Below are 17,654 nucleotides of genomic sequence, written 5' to 3'. Positions count from 1 at the left end.
CGGACACACGCGCAATGGCCACCGCTCCCGCCTCTGCCGCTCCCATCGCCCATCCGCCGCTCGAGGGCTCGGCCCGCGTCTGGGGCACGATCGCGCTCTCGGCCGCGACCTTCATGAACGTGCTCGACTCGTCGATCGCGAACGTGTCGCTGCCCGCCATCTCGGGCGACCTGGGCGTCAGTTCGACCCAGGGCACCTGGGTCATCACCAGCTTCGCGGTGGCCAACGCCATCGCGGTGCCGCTCACCGGCTGGCTCACCCAGCGCTTCGGCCAGGTGCGCCTGTTCATGGCCAGCATCATCCTGTTCGTGATCAGTTCCTGGCTGTGCGGGCTCGCGCCCAACATGACCACGCTGATCGCCTTCCGTGCGCTGCAGGGCTTCGTCGCGGGGCCGATGATCCCGCTGTCGCAGACGCTGCTGCTCGCGAGCTATCCACGCGCGCTGGCCGGGCTCGCGATGGCGATGTGGGCCATGACCACCCTGGTCGCGCCGGTGATGGGGCCGCTGCTGGGCGGCTGGATCACCGACAACATCTCCTGGCCCTGGATCTTCTACATCAACATCCCGGTCGGACTGGCCGCGGTGAGCATCGCCTGGGCGATCTACCGCAAGCGCGACAGCCCCACCAAGAGCCTGCCGATCGACACCATCGGCCTGAGCCTGCTGATCCTCTGGGTCGGTGCGATGCAGCTGATGCTCGACAAGGGCAAGGAGCTCGACTGGTTCCATTCGGCCGAGGTCGTGACGATGGCCGTGGTGGCGGTGGTCGGCTTCGCCTTCTTCATCGTGTGGGAGCTGACCGAGAAGCATCCGGTGGTCGACCTGTCGCTGTTCAAGCGGCGCAACTTCTGGTCGGGCGCGGTCGCGACGGCGGTGGCCTACGGCCTGTTCTTCGGCAACGTGGTGCTGCTGCCGCTGTGGCTGCAGCAGTACATGGGCTACACCGCCACGCAGGCCGGCATGGTGCTGGCGCCGGTGGGTGCGCTGGCCATCGTGCTGTCGCCGGTGGTGGGCATGACCGTGGCCAAGGTCGACCCGCGGCGCTACGCGACCTTCTCGTTCCTGGTGTTCGCGCTGGTGCTGTGGATGCGGTCGAACTTCAACACGCAGGCCGACATCGGCACCATCATGATCCCGACGATCATCCAGGGCGTGGCGATGGCCTTCTTCTTCATCCCGCTGGTGACGCTCACGCTGTCCGGGCTCACGCCCGACCGCATCCCGGCCGCCTCGGGGCTGTCGAACTTCCTGCGCATCACCGCAGGCGCGATGGGCACCTCGATCGTGACGACCGTCTGGGACGACCGCGCGACCACGCACCATGCGCAGCTGGTGGAGTCGATCAACCTGGGCAACCCGACCGCGACCGCCGCGATCGCGAACCTCGGCAACAGCGGCTTCAGCAGCGAGCAGGTGCTGGGGCAGCTCAACCGCATGATCGACCAGCAGTCCTTCATGCTGGCCGCGAACGATGTGTTCTATGCCTCGGCGGTGCTGTTCATCTTCCTGATTCCGCTGATCTGGCTGGCGCGTCCGCAGATGGGTGGCGCCGCTTCCGATGCCGCGGCCGGCGCGCATTGAGCATGAACTGACACGGCGCTGACAACCCGGGTGCCACAACGCACCCGGGTTGCAGTGCAGCATAGGCATTTGCCCCAGTAGGCAGGGGAAGAGGCTCCGCGAACAATTCGGTCGCGCTCACAGTGGGCGCACGGACCGATCGCATGACCGACTTTCAATGCCTCCCCCTGGACGCCCGCGCGAGATGAGCGACATCATTCTCGAGACCCGCGCGCTCACCAAGGAATTCAAGGGCTTCACAGCCGTCAGCAAGGTCGACCTGAAGGTAGTGCGTGGGTCGATCCACGCGCTGATCGGCCCCAACGGCGCGGGCAAGACCACCTGCTTCAACCTGCTCACGAAGTTCCTGGAGCCCACCTCGGGCACCATCCTCTTCAACGGCGAAGACATCACCCGCGAACGCCCCGCTCAGATCGCGCGGCGCGGCATCATCCGCTCGTTCCAGATCTCGGCGGTGTTCCCGCACCTCACCCTGCTGGAGAACGTGCGCCTGGGTCTGCAGCGCGCGCTGGGCACCTCCTACCACTTCTGGAAGAGCGAGCGGTCGCTCAAGCCGCTGGACATCCGTGCGCGCGGCCTGCTGGCCGAGGTCGGCCTGGACGATCTGGCCGACGAGCTGACGGTGAACCTGCCCTATGGCCGCAAGCGCGCGCTGGAGATCGCCACCACGCTGGCGATGGAGCCCGAGCTGATGCTGCTCGACGAACCCACGCAGGGCATGGGCCACGAGGACGTGCACCGGGTGGCGGAGCTGATCAAGCGCGTCTCGGTGGGCCGCACCATCCTGATGGTCGAGCACAACATGAGCGTGGTCTCGACCATCGCCGACACCATCACGGTGCTGCAGCGCGGCGCGGTGCTGGCCGAAGGGCCGTACGCGGTCGTCTCGAAGAACCCGCAGGTCATGGAGGCCTACATGGGCACGACGGACGGCCAACTGCAAGGGGCCCACTGACATGACCGCCGCATTGGAAATCAAAGGGCTTCAGGCCTGGTACGGCGAATCGCACGTGCTGCACGGCGTCGACCTGGTGGTGCAGCCGGGCGAGGTCGTCACGCTGCTGGGCCGCAACGGCGCGGGCCGCACCACGACCATGCGCGCGGTGATGGGCCTGACCGGCGCGCGCAAGGGCAGCATCCGGGTCAACGGCGTCGAGACCATCGCCATGGCCACGCACCGCATCGCCCACCTGGGCATCGGCTACTGCCCAGAGGAGCGCGGCATCTTCGCGAGCCTGTCGTGCGAGGAGAACCTGCTGCTGCCGCCCGAACTCAAGGGTGCCGGGCCGGGCATGTCGGTCGACGAGATCTACGCGATGTTCCCCAACCTGGCGGAGCGCCGCCACAGCCAGGGCACGCGGCTGTCGGGCGGCGAGCAGCAGATGCTGGCGGTGGCGCGCATCCTGCGCACGGGCGCCAAGCTGCTGCTGCTCGACGAGATCTCCGAAGGGCTGGCGCCGGTGATCGTGCAGGCGCTGGCGCGCATGATCACCACGCTGCGCGCCAAGGGCTACACCATCGTGATGGTCGAGCAGAACTTCCGTTTCGCGGCGCCGCTGGCCGACCGCTTCTACGTGATGGAGCACGGCCGCATCGCACTGACCTTCGGCGCCGCCGAGCTCGAGGCCCGGATGCCGGTGCTCACCGAACTGCTCGGCGTCTGAGCCCGCGCGCACCGGCTCGCAGCATCCTCTTCCGTCCCATACCTATTCCTCCAGGAGACAGCACCATGAACAAGAAACTCGGCCTCATCGCGACCGCCATCGGCATCCTTGCGCTGGGCGCAGGCGCTGCACAGGCGCAGGAAAAAGTGAAGATCGGCTTCGTCACCGACCTGTCGAGCCTCTATGCCGACCTCGAAGGCAAGGGTGGCGCCACCGCGATCCAGATGGCCATCGACGACTTCGGCGGCAAGGCGCTGGGCCAGCCCATCGAACTGCTGGTGGCCGATCACCAGAACAAGGCCGACATCGCCGCCTCCAAGGCCCGCGAATGGATCGACACCGCCGGCGTGACCATGGTCTTCGGCGGCACCAACTCGGGCGTGGCGCTGGCCACCGCCAAGGTGGCGGAAGAGAAGAAGCGCGTGTACTTCAACAACGGCGCGGGCAGCTCGGTGCTCACCAACGAGCAGTGCAGCCCGTACACCATCCACTACGCCTACGACACGGTGGCGCTGGCCAAGGGCACGGGCGCGGCCGTGGTCGACCGCGGCGGCAAGAGCTGGTTCTTCCTGACCGCCGACTACGCCTTCGGCCATGCACTCGAAGCCGACACCACGAAGGTCGTGAAGGAGAAGGGCGGCACCGTGGTGGGTTCGGTGCGCCATCCGCTGAACGCATCGGACTTCTCGTCCTTCCTGCTGCAGGCACAGAACTCCAAGGCGCAGATCCTGGGCCTGGCCAACGCGGGCGGCGACACCGTCAACTCGATCAAGGCGGCCCGCGAGTTCGGCATCAACAAGACCATGAAGACCGCCGGCCTGCTGGTCTTCCTGAGCGACATCCACAGCCTGGGCCTGAAGAACACCGAAGGCCTGCTGCACACCACCAGCTGGTACTGGGACCTGAACGACGACACGCGCAAGTTCGCCAACCGCTTCTTCGAGAAGACCAAGCGCATGCCGACCGACGTGCAGGCCGCCGACTACTCGGCCACCATGACCTACCTCAAGGCCGTGGCTGCCGCCAAGACCACCGACTCCGACAAGGTGATGGCGCAGCTCAAGAGCGTGAAGATCGACGACTTCTACGGCAAGGGCCAGATCCGCGCCGACGGCAGCTTCATCCACGACATGTACCTGGTCGAGGTGAAGTCGCCCGCCGAATCCAAGAAGCCCTGGGACTACCTGAAGGTGCTCAAGACGCTGCCGGGCGACCAGGTCTTCACCACCAAGGCCGAAACCAAGTGCGCCCTCTGGAAATAAGCCGCTGACGCGGCACCAGACCCCTTTCCACCTCCAGTCAACCCAGAGAACCATCCCATGAAACGCACGCTCATCGCCTCTGCCTGCTTCGTCGCAACCTGCCTCGCGGCCGCCGGCGCCGCGCAGGCCCAGGAGAAGGTCAAGATCGGTTTCATCACCGACATGTCGAGTCTCTACGCCGACGTGGAGGGCAAGAACGGTGCCCTCGCGATCCAGATGGCCATCGACGATTTCGGCGGCAAGGTCAACGGCATGCCCATCGAGCTGCTGCAGGCCGACCACCAGAACAAGGCTGACATCGCGGCCTCCAAGGCGCGCGAGTGGATCGACACGCAGGGCCTGACGATGCTGTTCGGCGGCACCAGCTCGGGCACCGGCCTGGCCATGGCCAAGGTGGCGCAGGAGAAGAAGCGCGTGTTCATCGTCAACGGCGCCGGCAGCTCGGCGCTCACCAACGAACAGTGCAGCCCCTACACCGTGCACTACGCCTACGACACCGTGGCACTGGCCAAGGGCACGGGCAGCGCGGTGATCGCGCGCGGCGACAAGAGCTGGTTCTTCCTGACCGCCGACTATGCCTTCGGCCAGGCGCTGGAAGCCGATGCCACCAAGGTCGTGAAGGAGAAGGGCGGCACCGTGGTGGGCAGCGTCAAGCATCCGCTCAACACCTCCGACTTCTCGTCCTTCCTGCTGCAGGCGCAGAACTCCAAGGCGCAGGTGCTGGCGCTGGCCAACGCGGGCGGCGACACCATCAACGCGATCAAGGCGGCCAAGGAATTCGGCATCACCAAGAGCATGAAGATGGTCGGCCTGCTGGTCTTCGTGACCGACGTGCACAGCCTGGGCCTGAAGAACACCGAAGGCCTGCTGCTCACCACCAGCTGGGACTGGAACCTCGACGACAAGACGCGCGCCTTCGGCCGGCGCTTCTTCGAGAAGACCAAGCGCATGCCCACCGACATCCAGGCCGCCGACTACTCCGCCACCATGACCTACCTGAAGGCCGTGCAGGCCGCCAAGAGCATCGATGCCGACACGGTCATGGCGCAGATCAAGAAGACGCCGATCGACGACTTCTATGCCAAGGGCACGGTGCGTGCCGACGGCCGCTTCGTGCACGACATGTACCTGATGCAGGTCAAGTCGCCGGCCGAGTCCAAGGAGCCCTGGGACTACTACAAGGTGGTGCAGAAGCTCAAGGGCGAGGACGTCTACACGACCAAGGCCGAGAGCAAGTGCGCGCTGTGGAAGTGATTTTCCGCGGGCGCTCCGGCGCCCGGGTTCGTTGAGACCTCTATGACCATCTCCCTTCCCGGCCTGCTGAGCCAGCTCCTCCTGGGGCTGGTGAACGGCTCGTTCTATGCCATCCTCAGCCTCGGGCTGGCGGTGATCTTCGGCCTGCTCAACGTCATCAACTTCGCGCACGGCGCGCTGTTCATGCTCGGCGCCGTCCTGACATGGATGGCGATGGAGTACCTGGGCGTCAACTACTGGGTGATGCTGATCGCGGCCCCGATCGTCGTCGGCGCCTTCGGCGTGCTGATCGAGCGCCTGCTGCTGCGCTGGATCTACAAGCTCGACCACCTCTACGGCCTGCTGCTCACGCTGGGCCTCACGCTGCTGATCGAGGGCGTGTTCCGTTCGGTCTACGGCGTCTCGGGCCTGCAGTACGACGCGCCCGAGGCGCTGTCCAGCGCCACCGACCTGGGCTTCATGGTGCTGCCCAACTACCGTGCCTGGGTGGTCGTGGCCTCGCTGGTCGTGTGCTTTGCCACCTGGTACGTGATCGAGAAGACCCGCCTGGGCGCCTACCTGCGCGCCGGCACCGAGAACCCGCGCCTGGTCGAGGCCTTCGGCGTCAACGTGCCGCTGATGATCACGCTGACCTACGCCTTCGGCGCCGGACTGGCCGCCTTCGCCGGCGTGCTGGCCGCGCCGGTGATCCAGGTCTCGCCGCTGATGGGCCAGAACCTGATCATCGTGGTGTTCGCGGTGGTCGTGATCGGCGGCATGGGCTCGATCATGGGCGCCATCCTCACCGGGCTGGGCCTGGGGGTGATCGAGGGCTTCACCAAGGTCTTCTACCCCGAGGCTTCCTCCACCGTCGTGTTCGTGATCATGGTCATCGTGCTGCTCATCCGCCCCGCCGGCCTGTTCGGCAAAGAAAAATAAGAAGCGGCCATGAAGAAGCTCTCTCTTGTCATCTACCTGCTGCTGCTCGTCGCGCTGATCGCGGCGCCTTCCTTCGGCGCCTACCCGGTGTTCGTGATGAAGCTCATGTGCTTCGCGCTGTTCGCCTCGGCCTTCAACCTGCTGCTGGGCTACACCGGCCTGCTGTCCTTCGGCCATGCGGCCTTCCTGGGCGGCTCGGCCTATGTGGCCGGCCATGCGATCAAGGTCTGGGGCCTGACGCCCGAGCTGGGCCTGCTCGCGGGCACGCTCACCGGCGCCTTCCTGGGCTGGATCTTCGGCATCCTGGCCATCCGGCGCCAGGGCATCTACTTCGCGATGATCACGCTGGCGCTCGCACAGATGATGTTCTTCGTCGCGCTGCAGGCCCGGTTCACCGGCGGTGAGGACGGCCTGCAGGGCGTGCCGCGCGGCAAGCTGTTCGGCCTGATCGACCTGTCGAACGACCTGACGATGTACTACGTGGCGCTGGTCGTGGTCGTGCTGGCCTTCCTGCTGATCGTGCGCACCATCCACTCGCCCTTCGGGCAGGTGTTGAAGGGCATCAAGGAGAACGAGCCGCGCGCGCTCTCGCTGGGCTACGACGTGAGCCGCTTCAAGCTGCTGGCCTTCGTGATCTCGGCGGCGCTGTCGGGCCTGGCGGGCTCGCTCAAGACGCTGGTGCTGGGCTTCGCCACGCTGTCGGACGTGCACTGGACCGCCTCGGGCCAGGTGATCCTGATGACGCTGGTGGGCGGGCTGGGCACGCTGTCGGGTCCGCTGGTGGGCTCGGCCGTGGTGGTGCTGCTGGAGAACAAGATCGGCGAGCTGGGCAACTTCCTGGCGCGCCTGACCACGGTCGACTGGTTCAACACGCTGGGCGAGTCGGTGACCATGGTCACGGGCCTGATCTTCGTGATCTGCGTGCTGGCCTTCCGCAAGGGGATCATGGGCGAGATCATCGCGTTCATCGACAGGCGCAAGACACGCGTGCGCGGCTGAGGCGCCCGCGGCCCTTCAGCCCCTTCAGGCGAAGGGCGCGGCCAGGAAGGCGTCGAGGCCTTCCGCCGCCCGCGCATGGCGGGCTGTCGCAGGATGGGCCCGCACGTCGACGTCTCCGGGCACCATCTCCTGCGTGAAGCGCCAGGCGATGGCGCTGGTCACACCGGCCTGGTCGATGGTCGCAGCCTCCCGTGCCAACGGTTGCGCCGCAAGCTCGGCCTCCAGCTGCGCGCAGGCGGCATCCAGCTGCTGCTTCACGCGTTCCATCCAGGGCGCGTGCAGCTTCTCGGGCGGACGGAGCTGGCGCTCGTAGACGATCTGCACCGCCTTCTCGCACACCGCCAGCCCCAGTCCGACGATCCGCAATGCGCGCTGGCGCGCCGCAGGATCGGCCGGCATCAGGCTGCGTCCGGCGACCGTCTCGATGTGGTCGATGATCAGCGTCGAGTCCATCAGGGTCTGGCCGTCGGCGCAGACCAGCGTGGGGGCCTTCACCACCGGATTGATCGCGCGAAACTGCTCGAAGGTGCGAAAGACCGAGATCGGCCGGTGCACGAAGGGCCGCTTCAGCAGGTGCAGTGTGACGGCCACGCGCCGCACGTAGGGCGAGTCGAGCATGCCGATGAGTTCCATGGTCCATCTTTCGCAAGGGCCGTCGCGCCACATGGCGAGGCTGCTGCGACGATAGAGAATGGACGCCGCGCGTCCCAGCGCAAGCCATCGAAAATCGACCTGTCGAACCGATGGATCATCGGCATCACATCACCTCATTCCCATGAAGCTGGACAAGAAGGACCGCCTGATCCTCGAAGCGCTGCAACGCGACGCGCGTCAGAGCCTGGCCGCGATCGGCAAGCGCATCGGGCTGTCGCAACCGGCGATGAGCGAGCGCGTGCGCAAGCTCGAGGATGCGGGGGTGATCGAGGGCTACGGCGCACGCGTCAACCTGCGCGCCATCGGCATCGGCCTGCAGGCGATCATCCGCATCCAGACCACGCACGAGGGCATTCGCCCCTACATCCAGCTGTTCGAGGACATGCCCGAAGTGCTCGAGGCCGACCGCGTGACCGGCGAGGACTGCTTCATCGTGCGCTGTGCCATCGCCGAACCGCAGGACCTCGAGCGCGTGGTGGACGCGCTCGCGCGGCACGGCGGCGTCACGACCTCGCTGGTGCTCTCGAGCCCGGTGCGCAAGACCGCGACGGTGCTGGCGGCGGGGCGCCTGGCTTAAAGACGAAGCGGCGCCGCGTACCCCGTCATCTCCAGGTATCCGCGCCCCACGCGCCGGCCCTGCGCATCGCGCAGGTCGCTCAGGCCTTCCCAGTACACGCCGCCGGTCGAGCCGCGGCTGTCGAGCTCCTGGTCGTCGAGCAAGGCACGCACCTCGAAAGAGCCGGACGGCGTCTGCACGCGCCACTGCGTGGGGTACTTCGCCTGCGTGCGCGGGCTGGTCCAGGTCCGGATGCTCTCGAAGCGCACTTCGTCGTCGCGGAAGATGCGCGCCACGCCGTCGCGCGGCCGGAACGAGCCGCCGCCCCACAGCGCGCTGCCATCGGCGCGCCGCAGGTGGAAGGCCGTGAGCGCGCTGCCGTCGTCGAGGTTCATGCCGATCCAGTCCCAGCCCACAGCCTCGGGATGCATCAGCGCCTCGCTCCACTCGTGGTCGAGCCAGGCCTTGCCCGCGATCTCGAAGGGTTGGCCCTTGAGCGTGAGTTTGCCCTGCGCCGCGAGCTGCGGTTCGCTGTAGTAGTAGCTGGCCTGCGAGGCGTCGGGCCCCTTGCGCGACAGGCCGGCCCTGCCTTGCAGCAGCACCGGCTGGGTGGGCGTGAAGCGCAGGTCGAGCGTGAACTCGCCGGCCGGGATGCGCGCGCGGTAGACGCCGTTCTCGCGCACCAGGGACCAGTCGCGGATGCGCACCTCGGTGTCGGCTTCGCTGGCCGACGCCACGCCGAAGCCGGCGCGTGCGATGCGCTGGTCGTGCCGCAGCACGCGGCCTTCGAGGTCGGTCACGGCCGCGTGCGCGAACACCAGCTGCTTGGCCGCGAAGGCCGAGCGCATGGCCTGCGTGGCATCGATGCGCGAGCGGAAGAAGGTGACCTGGAAACCGAATTCGCGGCCCGCGGCGTTCTTCGCATGGCCGGTGATGTACCACCACTCGGTGTGCAGATCGGGGTGGCTGCCGAAGTCGCGCGGAAACACCAGCGTGCGTTCGGGCAGGGCCCAGCCTGCCAGCGGCATGGCCGCGACCGCTGCCAGCAGCAGGCTGCGCCTCGACAACAGCAAGCGCGCGGCGTTCATCAGGCGGCCAGCAAGGCGTCGATGCGCTGCCGCGCCGGGCCGATGTCGCCGAAGGCCTGCTGCACCCAGGGCGCGTCGTGGTAGCTCGGCAGGTAGCGCTCGCCGGCATCGCAGAGCAGCGAGAGGATCGAGCCCTGCTGCCCGGCCGCGCGCATCTCCTGCGCCAGCGCCAGCATGCCCACGAAGTTGGTGCCGGTCGAAGGGCCGACCTTGCGGCCCAGCAGCGCCGACAGCGCGTGCATGGCCGCCACCGACTCGAGGTTGGGCACCTCGATCATGCGGTCGACCAGGCTGCGGATGAAGCTGGGCTCCACGCGCGGTCGGCCGATGCCTTCGATACGCGAGCCCACATCGGTGAGCGCGGCGTCGCCCGTGCGGTGGTAGGCCGAGAACACCGAGCCTTCGGGGTCGGGCACGCAGACCTGCGTGTCGTGGCAGCGAAAGCGCAGGTAGCGCCCGATGGTCGCGCTGGTGCCGCCCGTGCCAGCGCCCACCACGATCCACTTCGGCACCGGATGCCGCTCGCGCGCCATCTGCTGGAACATGCTCTCGGCGATGTTGTTGTTGCCGCGCCAGTCGGTCGCGCGCTCGGCGTAGGTGAACTGGTCCATGTAGTGGCCGCCGCTGAGTTCGGCCACGGCCCGCGCCTCTTCGTAGACCTGCGCCGCATGGTCGACGAAGTGGCAGGTCGCGCCGTAGAACGCGATCTGGGCGATCTTCTCGGGCGAGGTGCTGCGCGGCATCACCGCGATGAAGGGCAGGCCCAGCAGCCGCGCGAAGTAGGCCTCGCTTACCGCCGTCGAGCCGCTCGAGGCCTCGACGATGGTCGTGCCCTCGCGCACCCAGCCGTTGCACAGCGCATAGAGAAACAGCGAGCGTGCCAGCCGGTGCTTGAGGCTGCCGGTCGGGTGCGTCGACTCGTCCTTGAGGTACAGGTCGATGCCCTGCGCGGCGAGTGCGGGCAGGGGCAGCGGGATCAGGTGCGTGTCGGCGCTGCGCTGGTAGTCGGCCTCGATGCGGCGGATCGCGCCGCCGAGCCAGCCGCTGCAGGGGGAGGAGGAAGAGGGGGGCTGCATATCAGCGCCAGTCTACAAGTCATGGTTTGTGCGGAACCCGGCAGGCCGCCGAATCGGGATACTGTGCCCTGCCGTCTACAAGGCAGGAGACAAAGACAAACATGAAGAAGATCAAGCTGAGCGCCGCGGCGCTCGCGGCCCTTGCATTGGTCGGCTGCGCCAGCAGCCCTTCGGGCGTCAACACGCCCAACCGACCCTCCTCGTCCTTCGCCGTCCCCGGCCTCGAGAAGCCCGCCGAAGTGCTGGTCGACCGCTGGGGCGTGCCGCATCTCTATGCGGGCACGCTCTACGACGCCTTCGTGGCGCAGGGTTTCATCGCCGCGCGTGACCGGCTCTGGCAGATGGACCTGTGGCGCAAGCGCGGACTGGGCGAGATGGCCAAGGACTTCGGTCCCGACTGGGTCGAGAGCGACCGCGCCGCGCGCGCCGTGCTCTACCGCGGCGACATGTACCGCGAATGGCTGGCCTACGGCTCCGACGCCAAGCGCGTGGCCGAGGCCTTCACCGCGGGTGTCAACGCCTACGTGGCGCAGGTGCAGGCGCAGCCCGCGCTGCTGCCGGCCGAGTTCGCGCTGCTCGGCTACCAGCCGGCGACCTGGTCGGCCGAAGACGTGGTGCGCATCCGCCACCACGGGCTCACGCTCAACTTCACGTCCGAGATCGAACGCGCGCGTGCGTTCTGCGCCGGCCCGGCCGGTGCCAAGGCCGACTGGCTGCGCCGCGAGCTCGACCCGCCCGTCACGCCGCAGGTGCCGCCGGGGCTCGACCCCTGCGACATCCCGGCCGCCGAATTGCGCGCGGCCTACCTGCGCGCCACCGAAGGGCCGGTCTTCACCAAGGCCAACACGCGGCTGGGCATGAACGCGGGCGCGGCGGTGGTTCCGGTGGCGCTGCTGCCGGGCAGCGCGGAAGCCGAACGGCAGCGCGAGGACGCGCAGCAGGCCTCGCAGGGCGACCCGACTGGCGCCTATGGCAGCAACAACTGGGTGATCGCGCCGAAGCTCACGGCCACCGGCCGGCCCATCCTGGCCAATGACCCGCACCGCGCCCATGGCGCGCCCAGCCTGCGCTACATGACGCACCTGAGCGCACCGGGCATGGACGCCATCGGCGCGGGCGAGCCCTTCCTGCCGGGCCTGTCGATCGGCCACAACGGCGCCATCGCCTTCGGCCTGACGCGCTTCTACATGGACCAGGAAGACCTGTACGTGTACCGGCTCAACCCGGCCAACCCCGAAGAATACCGCTACCAGGACCGTTGGGAGCCGATGACGCGCGTGACCGAACGCATCGCGGTCAAGGGCGAAAGCACGCCCCGCGAGGTGGTCAACCGCTTCACGCGCCACGGCCCGGTGCTGCTGGCCGAGCCCGGCAAGCAGCGCGCCTATGCATTGCGCGCGGCCTGGCTGGAACCCGGCATGGCGCCGTACTTCGGTTCGATGGACTACATGCGTGCGCGCAACTGGGACCAGTTCCGCGCCGCCATGAACCGCTGGGGCGCGCCGGGCGAGAACCAGGTCTATGCCGACACCAGCGGCAACGTCGGCTGGATTCCCGGCGGGCTCACGCCGATCCGCCCCAACTGGGACGGCCTGATGCCGGTGCCTGGCGACGGGCGCTACGAGTGGTCGGGCTTCCGCAACGGCGACGAACTGCCGTCGGAGTTCAACCCCGCGCGCGGCTACGTGGTGACGGCCAACGAGAACAACATCCCGCCCGACCATCCGGCCGCGAAGAAGGGCGTGGGCTACGAGTGGAGCGATGCGGCCCGCGCGCGCCGCCTGAAGGAACTGTTCGCGGCCAAGGTGGCGGCGGGCACGCGCTTCACCCTCGAGGATTCGGAGCGCATGCAGAACGACATCGTCGCCACGCCCGCGCAGCGGCTGCTCAGGCTGCTGGCCGGCCTGCGCAGCGACGATCCGCAGACGGCTTCGGCCTTGCGCCTGCTGCAGGGCTGGAACGGTGCGATGGACCGCAACAGCGCCGCCGCCGCGCTGTACGAGGTCTGGAGCAGCAAGCCCCTGCGCGCGGCCGTGCTGAAGGCCGGCGCGGGCGATGCCGCCGCCGCGCTGGCCACGCCCGGCGACAACACGCGCATGGTGCTGCTGCTCGAGAACCCCGCCGACTGGGTCTCGAACGCGCAGCGCGATGCCCTGCTGCTGACGACCTTGCCGTTGGCGATGCAGGAGCTCACGGCCAGGCTCGGCCCCGATACGGCGGCCTGGAAGTGGGGCACCCTGCACCGCGCCGAGTTCCGCCATCCGCTCGGCAGCGTGGTCGATGCGGCCGCACGCAAGAAGCTCGATGTGGGCGACTGGCCGATGTCCGGCTCGGCCTTCACGCCGATGGCCGCGACCTACCGCGCCAGCGACTACAAGCTGACCGCGGGCGCGTCCTTCCGCATGGTGCTCGACGTGGGGAATTGGGACGCTTCGCGCGTGATCAACGCGCCGGGGCAGTCGGGGAATCCGGACAGCCCGAACTACCGGGATCTCGCCCCGCTGTGGCTCGAGGGCAAGTACGTGCCGCTGGTCTATTCGCGTGCTGCGGTGGAGAAGGAGACGGTCGAGCGGATCCAGTTGTCGCCGGGGCGTTGACGGGGCGAGGGCCGGTGCCTGCCGCGAGGGAAAGACTGAGCTACCAGTCTTCCTTCACCGCCAGCACCGCATCCTTGCCCGCCGCAGCCCGCCCCGCCAGCCACGCCGTCAGCGTGCCGGCCGCCACGACCGCCGCGCACAGCGCCAGCAGCCGCAGCCAGGGCACGAGCAGGTCCATGCTCCAGTGGAAGCTCTGCGGGTTCACCACCTTCACCAGCACCACCGACACCGCGAGCCCCAGGCCCAGCCCGGCGACGGCGCCGATGGCGGTCCAGGCTGCGCCTTCGCCGGCCACCACCGCCAGCACCTGGCGCCGGGTGAACCCCAGGTGCGCCATCAGGCCGAACTCCTTGCGGCGCGCCAGCACCTGCGCGCTGAAGCTGGCCGCGATGCCGAACAGGCCGATGGCGATGGCCACGGCCTGCAGCCAGTAGGTCACGGCGAAGCTGCGGTCGAAGATGCGCAGCGAGGTGGCGCGGATCTGGCCCACCGAGGCCAGTTCCAGCGCATCGGACAGGCCAGGCTCGGCCGACGCCAGCGCGCGTACCGCGGACCGCACCTCGGTGTCGACCGCATGGGGCGCGAGCCACAGCGCGACGTCGCTGGCGCCGGCGTCGCCGGTCAGGCGCTCGAAGTCGCGCGCGTCCATCGTGATGGCGCCGAACTGGCGCACATAGTCGCGCCACACGCCGGCCACGAAGAAGCGCTGGCCGGCCGCGGGCGTGCCGAGCGCCTGCGCCAGCGGCGCGAACACCGCGCCCGGCTTCGCGCCGTACAGGTCGACCATCGCCTCGCTCACATAGATGCCGACCTGCCCCGCGGGCACGGGCAGCGCCTCGCCGACCAGCGGCAGCGTGCGCGCGGCGCCGTCGTCGAGGCTGCGCGCGATCAGCGTCACGGCCGGCCGTGCGGGGTCGAGCAGCAGCGGGCGCAGCCGCTGCGTGCTGGTGCGCGCCACGCCGGGCAATTGCGCCAGCTGCTGCACGAAGACGGGCGTGAAGGCCGCGTCGTCGGCTGCGCTGGCGCCGGCCACGCGCAGGTAGAGGTCGGCCGGCAGCACCACGTCGAGCCAGCGCGTGACCGAATCGCGGAAGCTCGCGACCATCACGGTCAGCGCCACCGCCAGGCTCAGGCTCGCGACCACGCCGCTGACCGCCACCGCGGCCGTGCCGCGCATGCGGCGTGCACGCTCGATGGCCAGCATCGGCAGCACGCGTTGCGCGAAGAGGGGCGCGATGCGGTCGTAGAGCAGCGCGATCAGCCAGGGCAGGGCGGTGATGCCGCCCACCAGCAGCAGGCCGACCGAGACGTACGCGGCCACCGGGATGTCGAACAGCGGCGGCATCTGGGCGAGCGCCACGCCGGCCAGCAGCAGCGCGAAGGGCAGCACGCGCGCGCCTTGCCGCGTGGGCGCCGCGCCCAGGCCCTTGAGCGTCTGGGCCTCGGGCAGCGCCTGCGCCGCGCGTGCGGGCCACCAGCCGCCGACCAGCGCCGCGGCCACGCCCAGCCCGCCGTAGAGCAGCGCGGCGCCCGAGCGCCAGTGCAGGGTGGGCGCCACGCCCGCGAAGTAGCCGCCGCCCAGGTCGCCGCCCAGCACGCGCAGCGCGAACACGGCCAGCCCGGCGCCCAACGCGATGCCCGCCAGGCTGCCGACCACGCCGAGGATCAGCGACTCGGCCAGCACCAGCGCGAGCCGGCCGCGCGGCGTCAGGCCCAGCACGCCCAGCAGCGCGAACTGCTGCGCGCGCTTGGCCACGCTGAGCGCCAGCACCGAGAACACCAGGAAGGCGCCGGTGAACAGCGCGACCAGCGCCAGCACCGTGAGGTTGACGCGGTAGGCGCGTGAGAGGTTGCTCACCCGCTCGGCCGCATCGCCCGGTTCGGCGATGCGCACGTTCGAGGGCCAGCCGGGCGCGCCTTCCAGCGAGCGGACGAAGGCCGCGCGGTCGATGCCGCCCTGCAGCCGCAGGTCGATGCGCGTGAGCTGGCCGAGCCGGCCGAAGCGTTCCTGCGCGGCCGCGATGTCCATCACCGCGAGCGCACTGCCGCCCGCGGCCACGGTGCCCGCGATCTGCAGGGGATGGCGCTGGGTGCCGACCTGTGCCTCGAGCTGCGTGGCGGCCGGGCCCAGCGCATTGCGCGCCGCGGCGTTGAGGAAGACCTGGTCGGGCGCGAAGAGCGCGAAGCGCGCCGCGCCTTCGGCCGGCACCGGCATCAGCGCGGGCGCGAGCGTGGGCAGCGCGAGCGCATCCACGCCCACGATGCGCAGCGGCAGCCGGGCGCCGTCGGCGGCCAGCGTGCTCGCGGGGATCTCGACCACCGGGCTGGCCAGCGCCACCTGCGGATGGCTTGCGACCTGCGCGAACAGCGCTTCGTCGAAGCTGCCCTGCGCGGCGCGCAACTCGAGGTCGGGCTGGCCGTTGACCGAGCGCACCGCGCTGGAGAACTCGTCGAGCGCCGACGCGTTGATCAGGTGCACCGAGAAGGCCAGCGCCACCCCGAGCATCACCGCGACGACGGCGGCCGCGTTGCGCCACGGGTGGTGGCGCAGCTCCTGCCAGGAGAAAGTGAGAAGCAGCGCGCGCATGGCGCCATTGTCGCGCCTGCCCGTCGCGCGCCGTGGCCTCAGCCGCCTTGCTTCAGCGCCGCGAGCGTGGCGCCGAACTGGCCGATCGCGCCGCCTGCGCGCAGTTGCGCCGCGACCCACAGCGCCTCGGCGACCTCGCCGTCGGTGGCGCCGAGCCGGCGCGCGTTCTTCACATGCAGCGTGAGGCAGGACTCGCACTGCGTCACGTGCGTGACCGCGACCGCGATCAGCTCCTTGATCTTGGGTTCGAGATGGCCGGGCGCGAACACCGCCTTGTCGAAGGCGGCGAAGGCCGCGAAGGGTTCGGGCGCGAGCGCGTTCAGCGCCTGCATGCGCGCGCTCTGGGTCCAGTCGATGCGTTCGGGGGTGTCTTGGCTCATGCGGCGATTGCAGGTCCACCGCGCGCGCATGGCAAAGAAGGAATCCGCATAAGCAAGGGTCGAAAGCTTCGTTGTCCGCAGGGTGAGGAGGCCTTAACTTCGCCGGTCCATTTCGCGGCCCGCCAGCGGCTGCCTGCCAGAAAAGTCGCTCATGAAGAAATCCCAAGCCTCGTCCGTCCTCGCCTTCACCCGTCGCTTCGGCGGCGCCTTCCTCGCCGCCGCGGCGCTGTCCTCGCTGGGCGCGCCGGTCTTCGCGCAGGACAAGCCGCTCAAGGTCGCCACCGCCACCAGCCCGGCCACGCGCGGCCTGGAGATCGCGGCGCAGCAGGCCAAGGCCCAGGGCCTGAACGTCGAGATCATCGAGTTCAGCGACTGGCGCACACCCAACTCGGCCGTGGCCAGCGGCGAGGTCGACGTGAACCACTTCCAGCACAAGCCCTTCCTCGAGCAGTCGAACAAGGCCGGCGGCTACAACCTGGTGCCCATCGCGGGCGGCTACACGACCACGGTCGGCATCTACTCGAAGAAGCTGAGTTCGCTCGACCAGATCAAGAACGGCGCCAAGATCGCGATCGCGCAGGACCCGATCAACACCGCACGGGCGCTGCTGGTGCTGCAGGAGGCCGGCCTGATCAAGCTCAAGGGCGGCGGCAGCACGACCTCGACCGTCGAGGACGTGAGCGAGAACCCGCGCAAGCTGCAGATCCTGCAGATCGACGGCCCGGCCATCGCGCGCGCCTTCGACGACCTCGACGCCGCCGTGACCTACGCGACCTTCGTCAAGATCGCCGGGCTCGACGTGCACAAGCCGATCTACCGCGAGAAGGACAACAGCAAGTACAGCTTCGTCTGGGCCGCCAAGCCCGAGCGCGCCAACGACCCGCGCATCCGCAAGTTCATCGCCATCTACCAGAACAGCCCCGAAGTGAAGGCCGCCGTGCGCACCGCCTTCGACGGCCTGGTCGAGTTCCCATGGGAGACGGCGCAGGCCAACGCACAGAAGACCGCGCTGAACGCGACCCCCGCCAAGTGAGCG

At 69.0% G+C, this 17,654-nt stretch carries 15 protein-coding genes; 10 read left to right on the top strand and 5 right to left on the bottom strand.

Features of this window, described 5'->3' with window-relative positions; translation table 11 throughout:
* Positions 1-14 precede the first annotated feature (14 nt).
* The 7 genes from K0H49_RS26260 to K0H49_RS26230 all read left to right on the top strand — a co-directional run bounded on the left by K0H49_RS26260 (position 15) and on the right by K0H49_RS26230 (position 7,680).
* On the top strand, positions 15-1,583 hold the full coding sequence (locus tag K0H49_RS26260; RefSeq protein WP_219218966.1) for a DHA2 family efflux MFS transporter permease subunit: 1,569 nt from the start codon (positions 15-17) through the stop codon (positions 1,581-1,583).
* 184 nt (positions 1,584-1,767) lie between these two features.
* On the top strand, positions 1,768-2,538 hold the full coding sequence (locus K0H49_RS26255; protein ID WP_219218964.1) for an ABC transporter ATP-binding protein: 771 nt from the start codon (positions 1,768-1,770) through the stop codon (positions 2,536-2,538).
* Between the two features lies 1 nt (position 2,539).
* Positions 2,540-3,247: an ABC transporter ATP-binding protein gene (locus K0H49_RS26250; RefSeq protein ID WP_219218963.1), complete on the top strand. Its 708-nt coding sequence runs from the start codon at positions 2,540-2,542 to the stop codon at positions 3,245-3,247.
* Between the two features lie 65 nt (positions 3,248-3,312).
* Positions 3,313-4,509: an ABC transporter substrate-binding protein gene (locus K0H49_RS26245; RefSeq protein WP_219218961.1), complete on the top strand. Its 1,197-nt coding sequence runs from the start codon at positions 3,313-3,315 to the stop codon at positions 4,507-4,509.
* Between the two features lie 57 nt (positions 4,510-4,566).
* Entirely contained in the window at positions 4,567-5,763 is a 1,197-nt protein-coding gene (locus tag K0H49_RS26240; RefSeq protein WP_219218959.1) for an ABC transporter substrate-binding protein, read from the top strand.
* A gap of 42 nt (positions 5,764-5,805) precedes the next feature.
* Positions 5,806-6,681, top strand: coding sequence for a branched-chain amino acid ABC transporter permease (locus tag K0H49_RS26235; RefSeq protein ID WP_183026562.1), 876 nt, complete (start codon positions 5,806-5,808; stop codon positions 6,679-6,681).
* 9 nt (positions 6,682-6,690) lie between these two features.
* Positions 6,691-7,680: a branched-chain amino acid ABC transporter permease gene (locus tag K0H49_RS26230; RefSeq protein WP_219218957.1), complete on the top strand. Its 990-nt coding sequence runs from the start codon at positions 6,691-6,693 to the stop codon at positions 7,678-7,680.
* 24 nt (positions 7,681-7,704) lie between these two features.
* On the opposite strand, the gene K0H49_RS26225 is transcribed toward K0H49_RS26230, so the two are convergent.
* Positions 7,705-8,313, bottom strand: a complete 609-nt coding sequence (locus K0H49_RS26225; protein WP_219218955.1) for a glutathione S-transferase family protein — start codon at positions 8,311-8,313, stop codon at positions 7,705-7,707.
* 142 nt (positions 8,314-8,455) lie between these two features.
* On the opposite strand from K0H49_RS26225, the gene K0H49_RS26220 reads away from it, so the two are divergent.
* The gene (locus tag K0H49_RS26220) at positions 8,456-8,911 is read left to right on the top strand and encodes an Lrp/AsnC family transcriptional regulator (RefSeq protein WP_219218953.1); all 456 of its coding nucleotides are present in this window, start codon (positions 8,456-8,458) and stop codon (positions 8,909-8,911) included.
* On the opposite strand, the gene K0H49_RS26215 is transcribed toward K0H49_RS26220, so the two are convergent.
* Both K0H49_RS26215 and K0H49_RS26210 read right to left on the bottom strand, forming a co-directional pair.
* On the bottom strand, positions 8,908-9,978 hold the full coding sequence (locus K0H49_RS26215; protein ID WP_219218951.1) for a lipocalin-like domain-containing protein: 1,071 nt from the start codon (positions 9,976-9,978) through the stop codon (positions 8,908-8,910). The two genes, K0H49_RS26220 and K0H49_RS26215, sit on opposite strands and share 4 nt — an antisense overlap.
* Positions 9,978-11,054 (bottom strand): PLP-dependent cysteine synthase family protein, encoded by a 1,077-nt coding sequence (locus tag K0H49_RS26210; RefSeq protein ID WP_219218949.1) that lies wholly within the window; start codon positions 11,052-11,054, stop codon positions 9,978-9,980. The genes K0H49_RS26215 and K0H49_RS26210 overlap by 1 nt, the downstream gene beginning before the upstream one ends.
* A 101-nt stretch (positions 11,055-11,155) precedes the next feature.
* Here K0H49_RS26210 and K0H49_RS26205 point away from each other — a divergent pair, with 101 nt between their 5' ends.
* Positions 11,156-13,651: a penicillin acylase family protein gene (locus K0H49_RS26205; protein ID WP_219218947.1), complete on the top strand. Its 2,496-nt coding sequence runs from the start codon at positions 11,156-11,158 to the stop codon at positions 13,649-13,651.
* Positions 13,652-13,691: 40 nt separating this feature from the next.
* On the opposite strand, the gene K0H49_RS26200 is transcribed toward K0H49_RS26205, so the two are convergent.
* Together K0H49_RS26200 and K0H49_RS26195 are read right to left on the bottom strand one after the other, a co-directional pair.
* The gene (locus K0H49_RS26200; RefSeq protein WP_219218946.1) at positions 13,692-16,238 is read right to left on the bottom strand and encodes an FtsX-like permease family protein; all 2,547 of its coding nucleotides are present in this window, start codon (positions 16,236-16,238) and stop codon (positions 13,692-13,694) included.
* Between the two features lie 38 nt (positions 16,239-16,276).
* Positions 16,277-16,618 carry a carboxymuconolactone decarboxylase family protein gene (locus K0H49_RS26195; protein ID WP_219218944.1) on the bottom strand — a complete coding sequence of 114 codons (342 nt, stop codon included), beginning with the start codon at positions 16,616-16,618 and terminating at the stop codon, positions 16,277-16,279.
* A gap of 151 nt (positions 16,619-16,769) precedes the next feature.
* Here K0H49_RS26195 and K0H49_RS26190 point away from each other — a divergent pair, with 151 nt between their 5' ends.
* On the top strand, positions 16,770-17,651 hold the full coding sequence (locus tag K0H49_RS26190) for a MetQ/NlpA family ABC transporter substrate-binding protein (protein ID WP_219218942.1): 882 nt from the start codon (positions 16,770-16,772) through the stop codon (positions 17,649-17,651).
* Positions 17,652-17,654: the final 3 nt, after the last annotated feature.

Source organism: Variovorax boronicumulans, assembly GCF_019352895.1.
Classification (GTDB): Bacteria; Pseudomonadota; Gammaproteobacteria; order Burkholderiales; family Burkholderiaceae_C; genus Variovorax; species Variovorax boronicumulans_A.
This window is presented reverse-complemented; position numbering and strand designations above follow the sequence as displayed.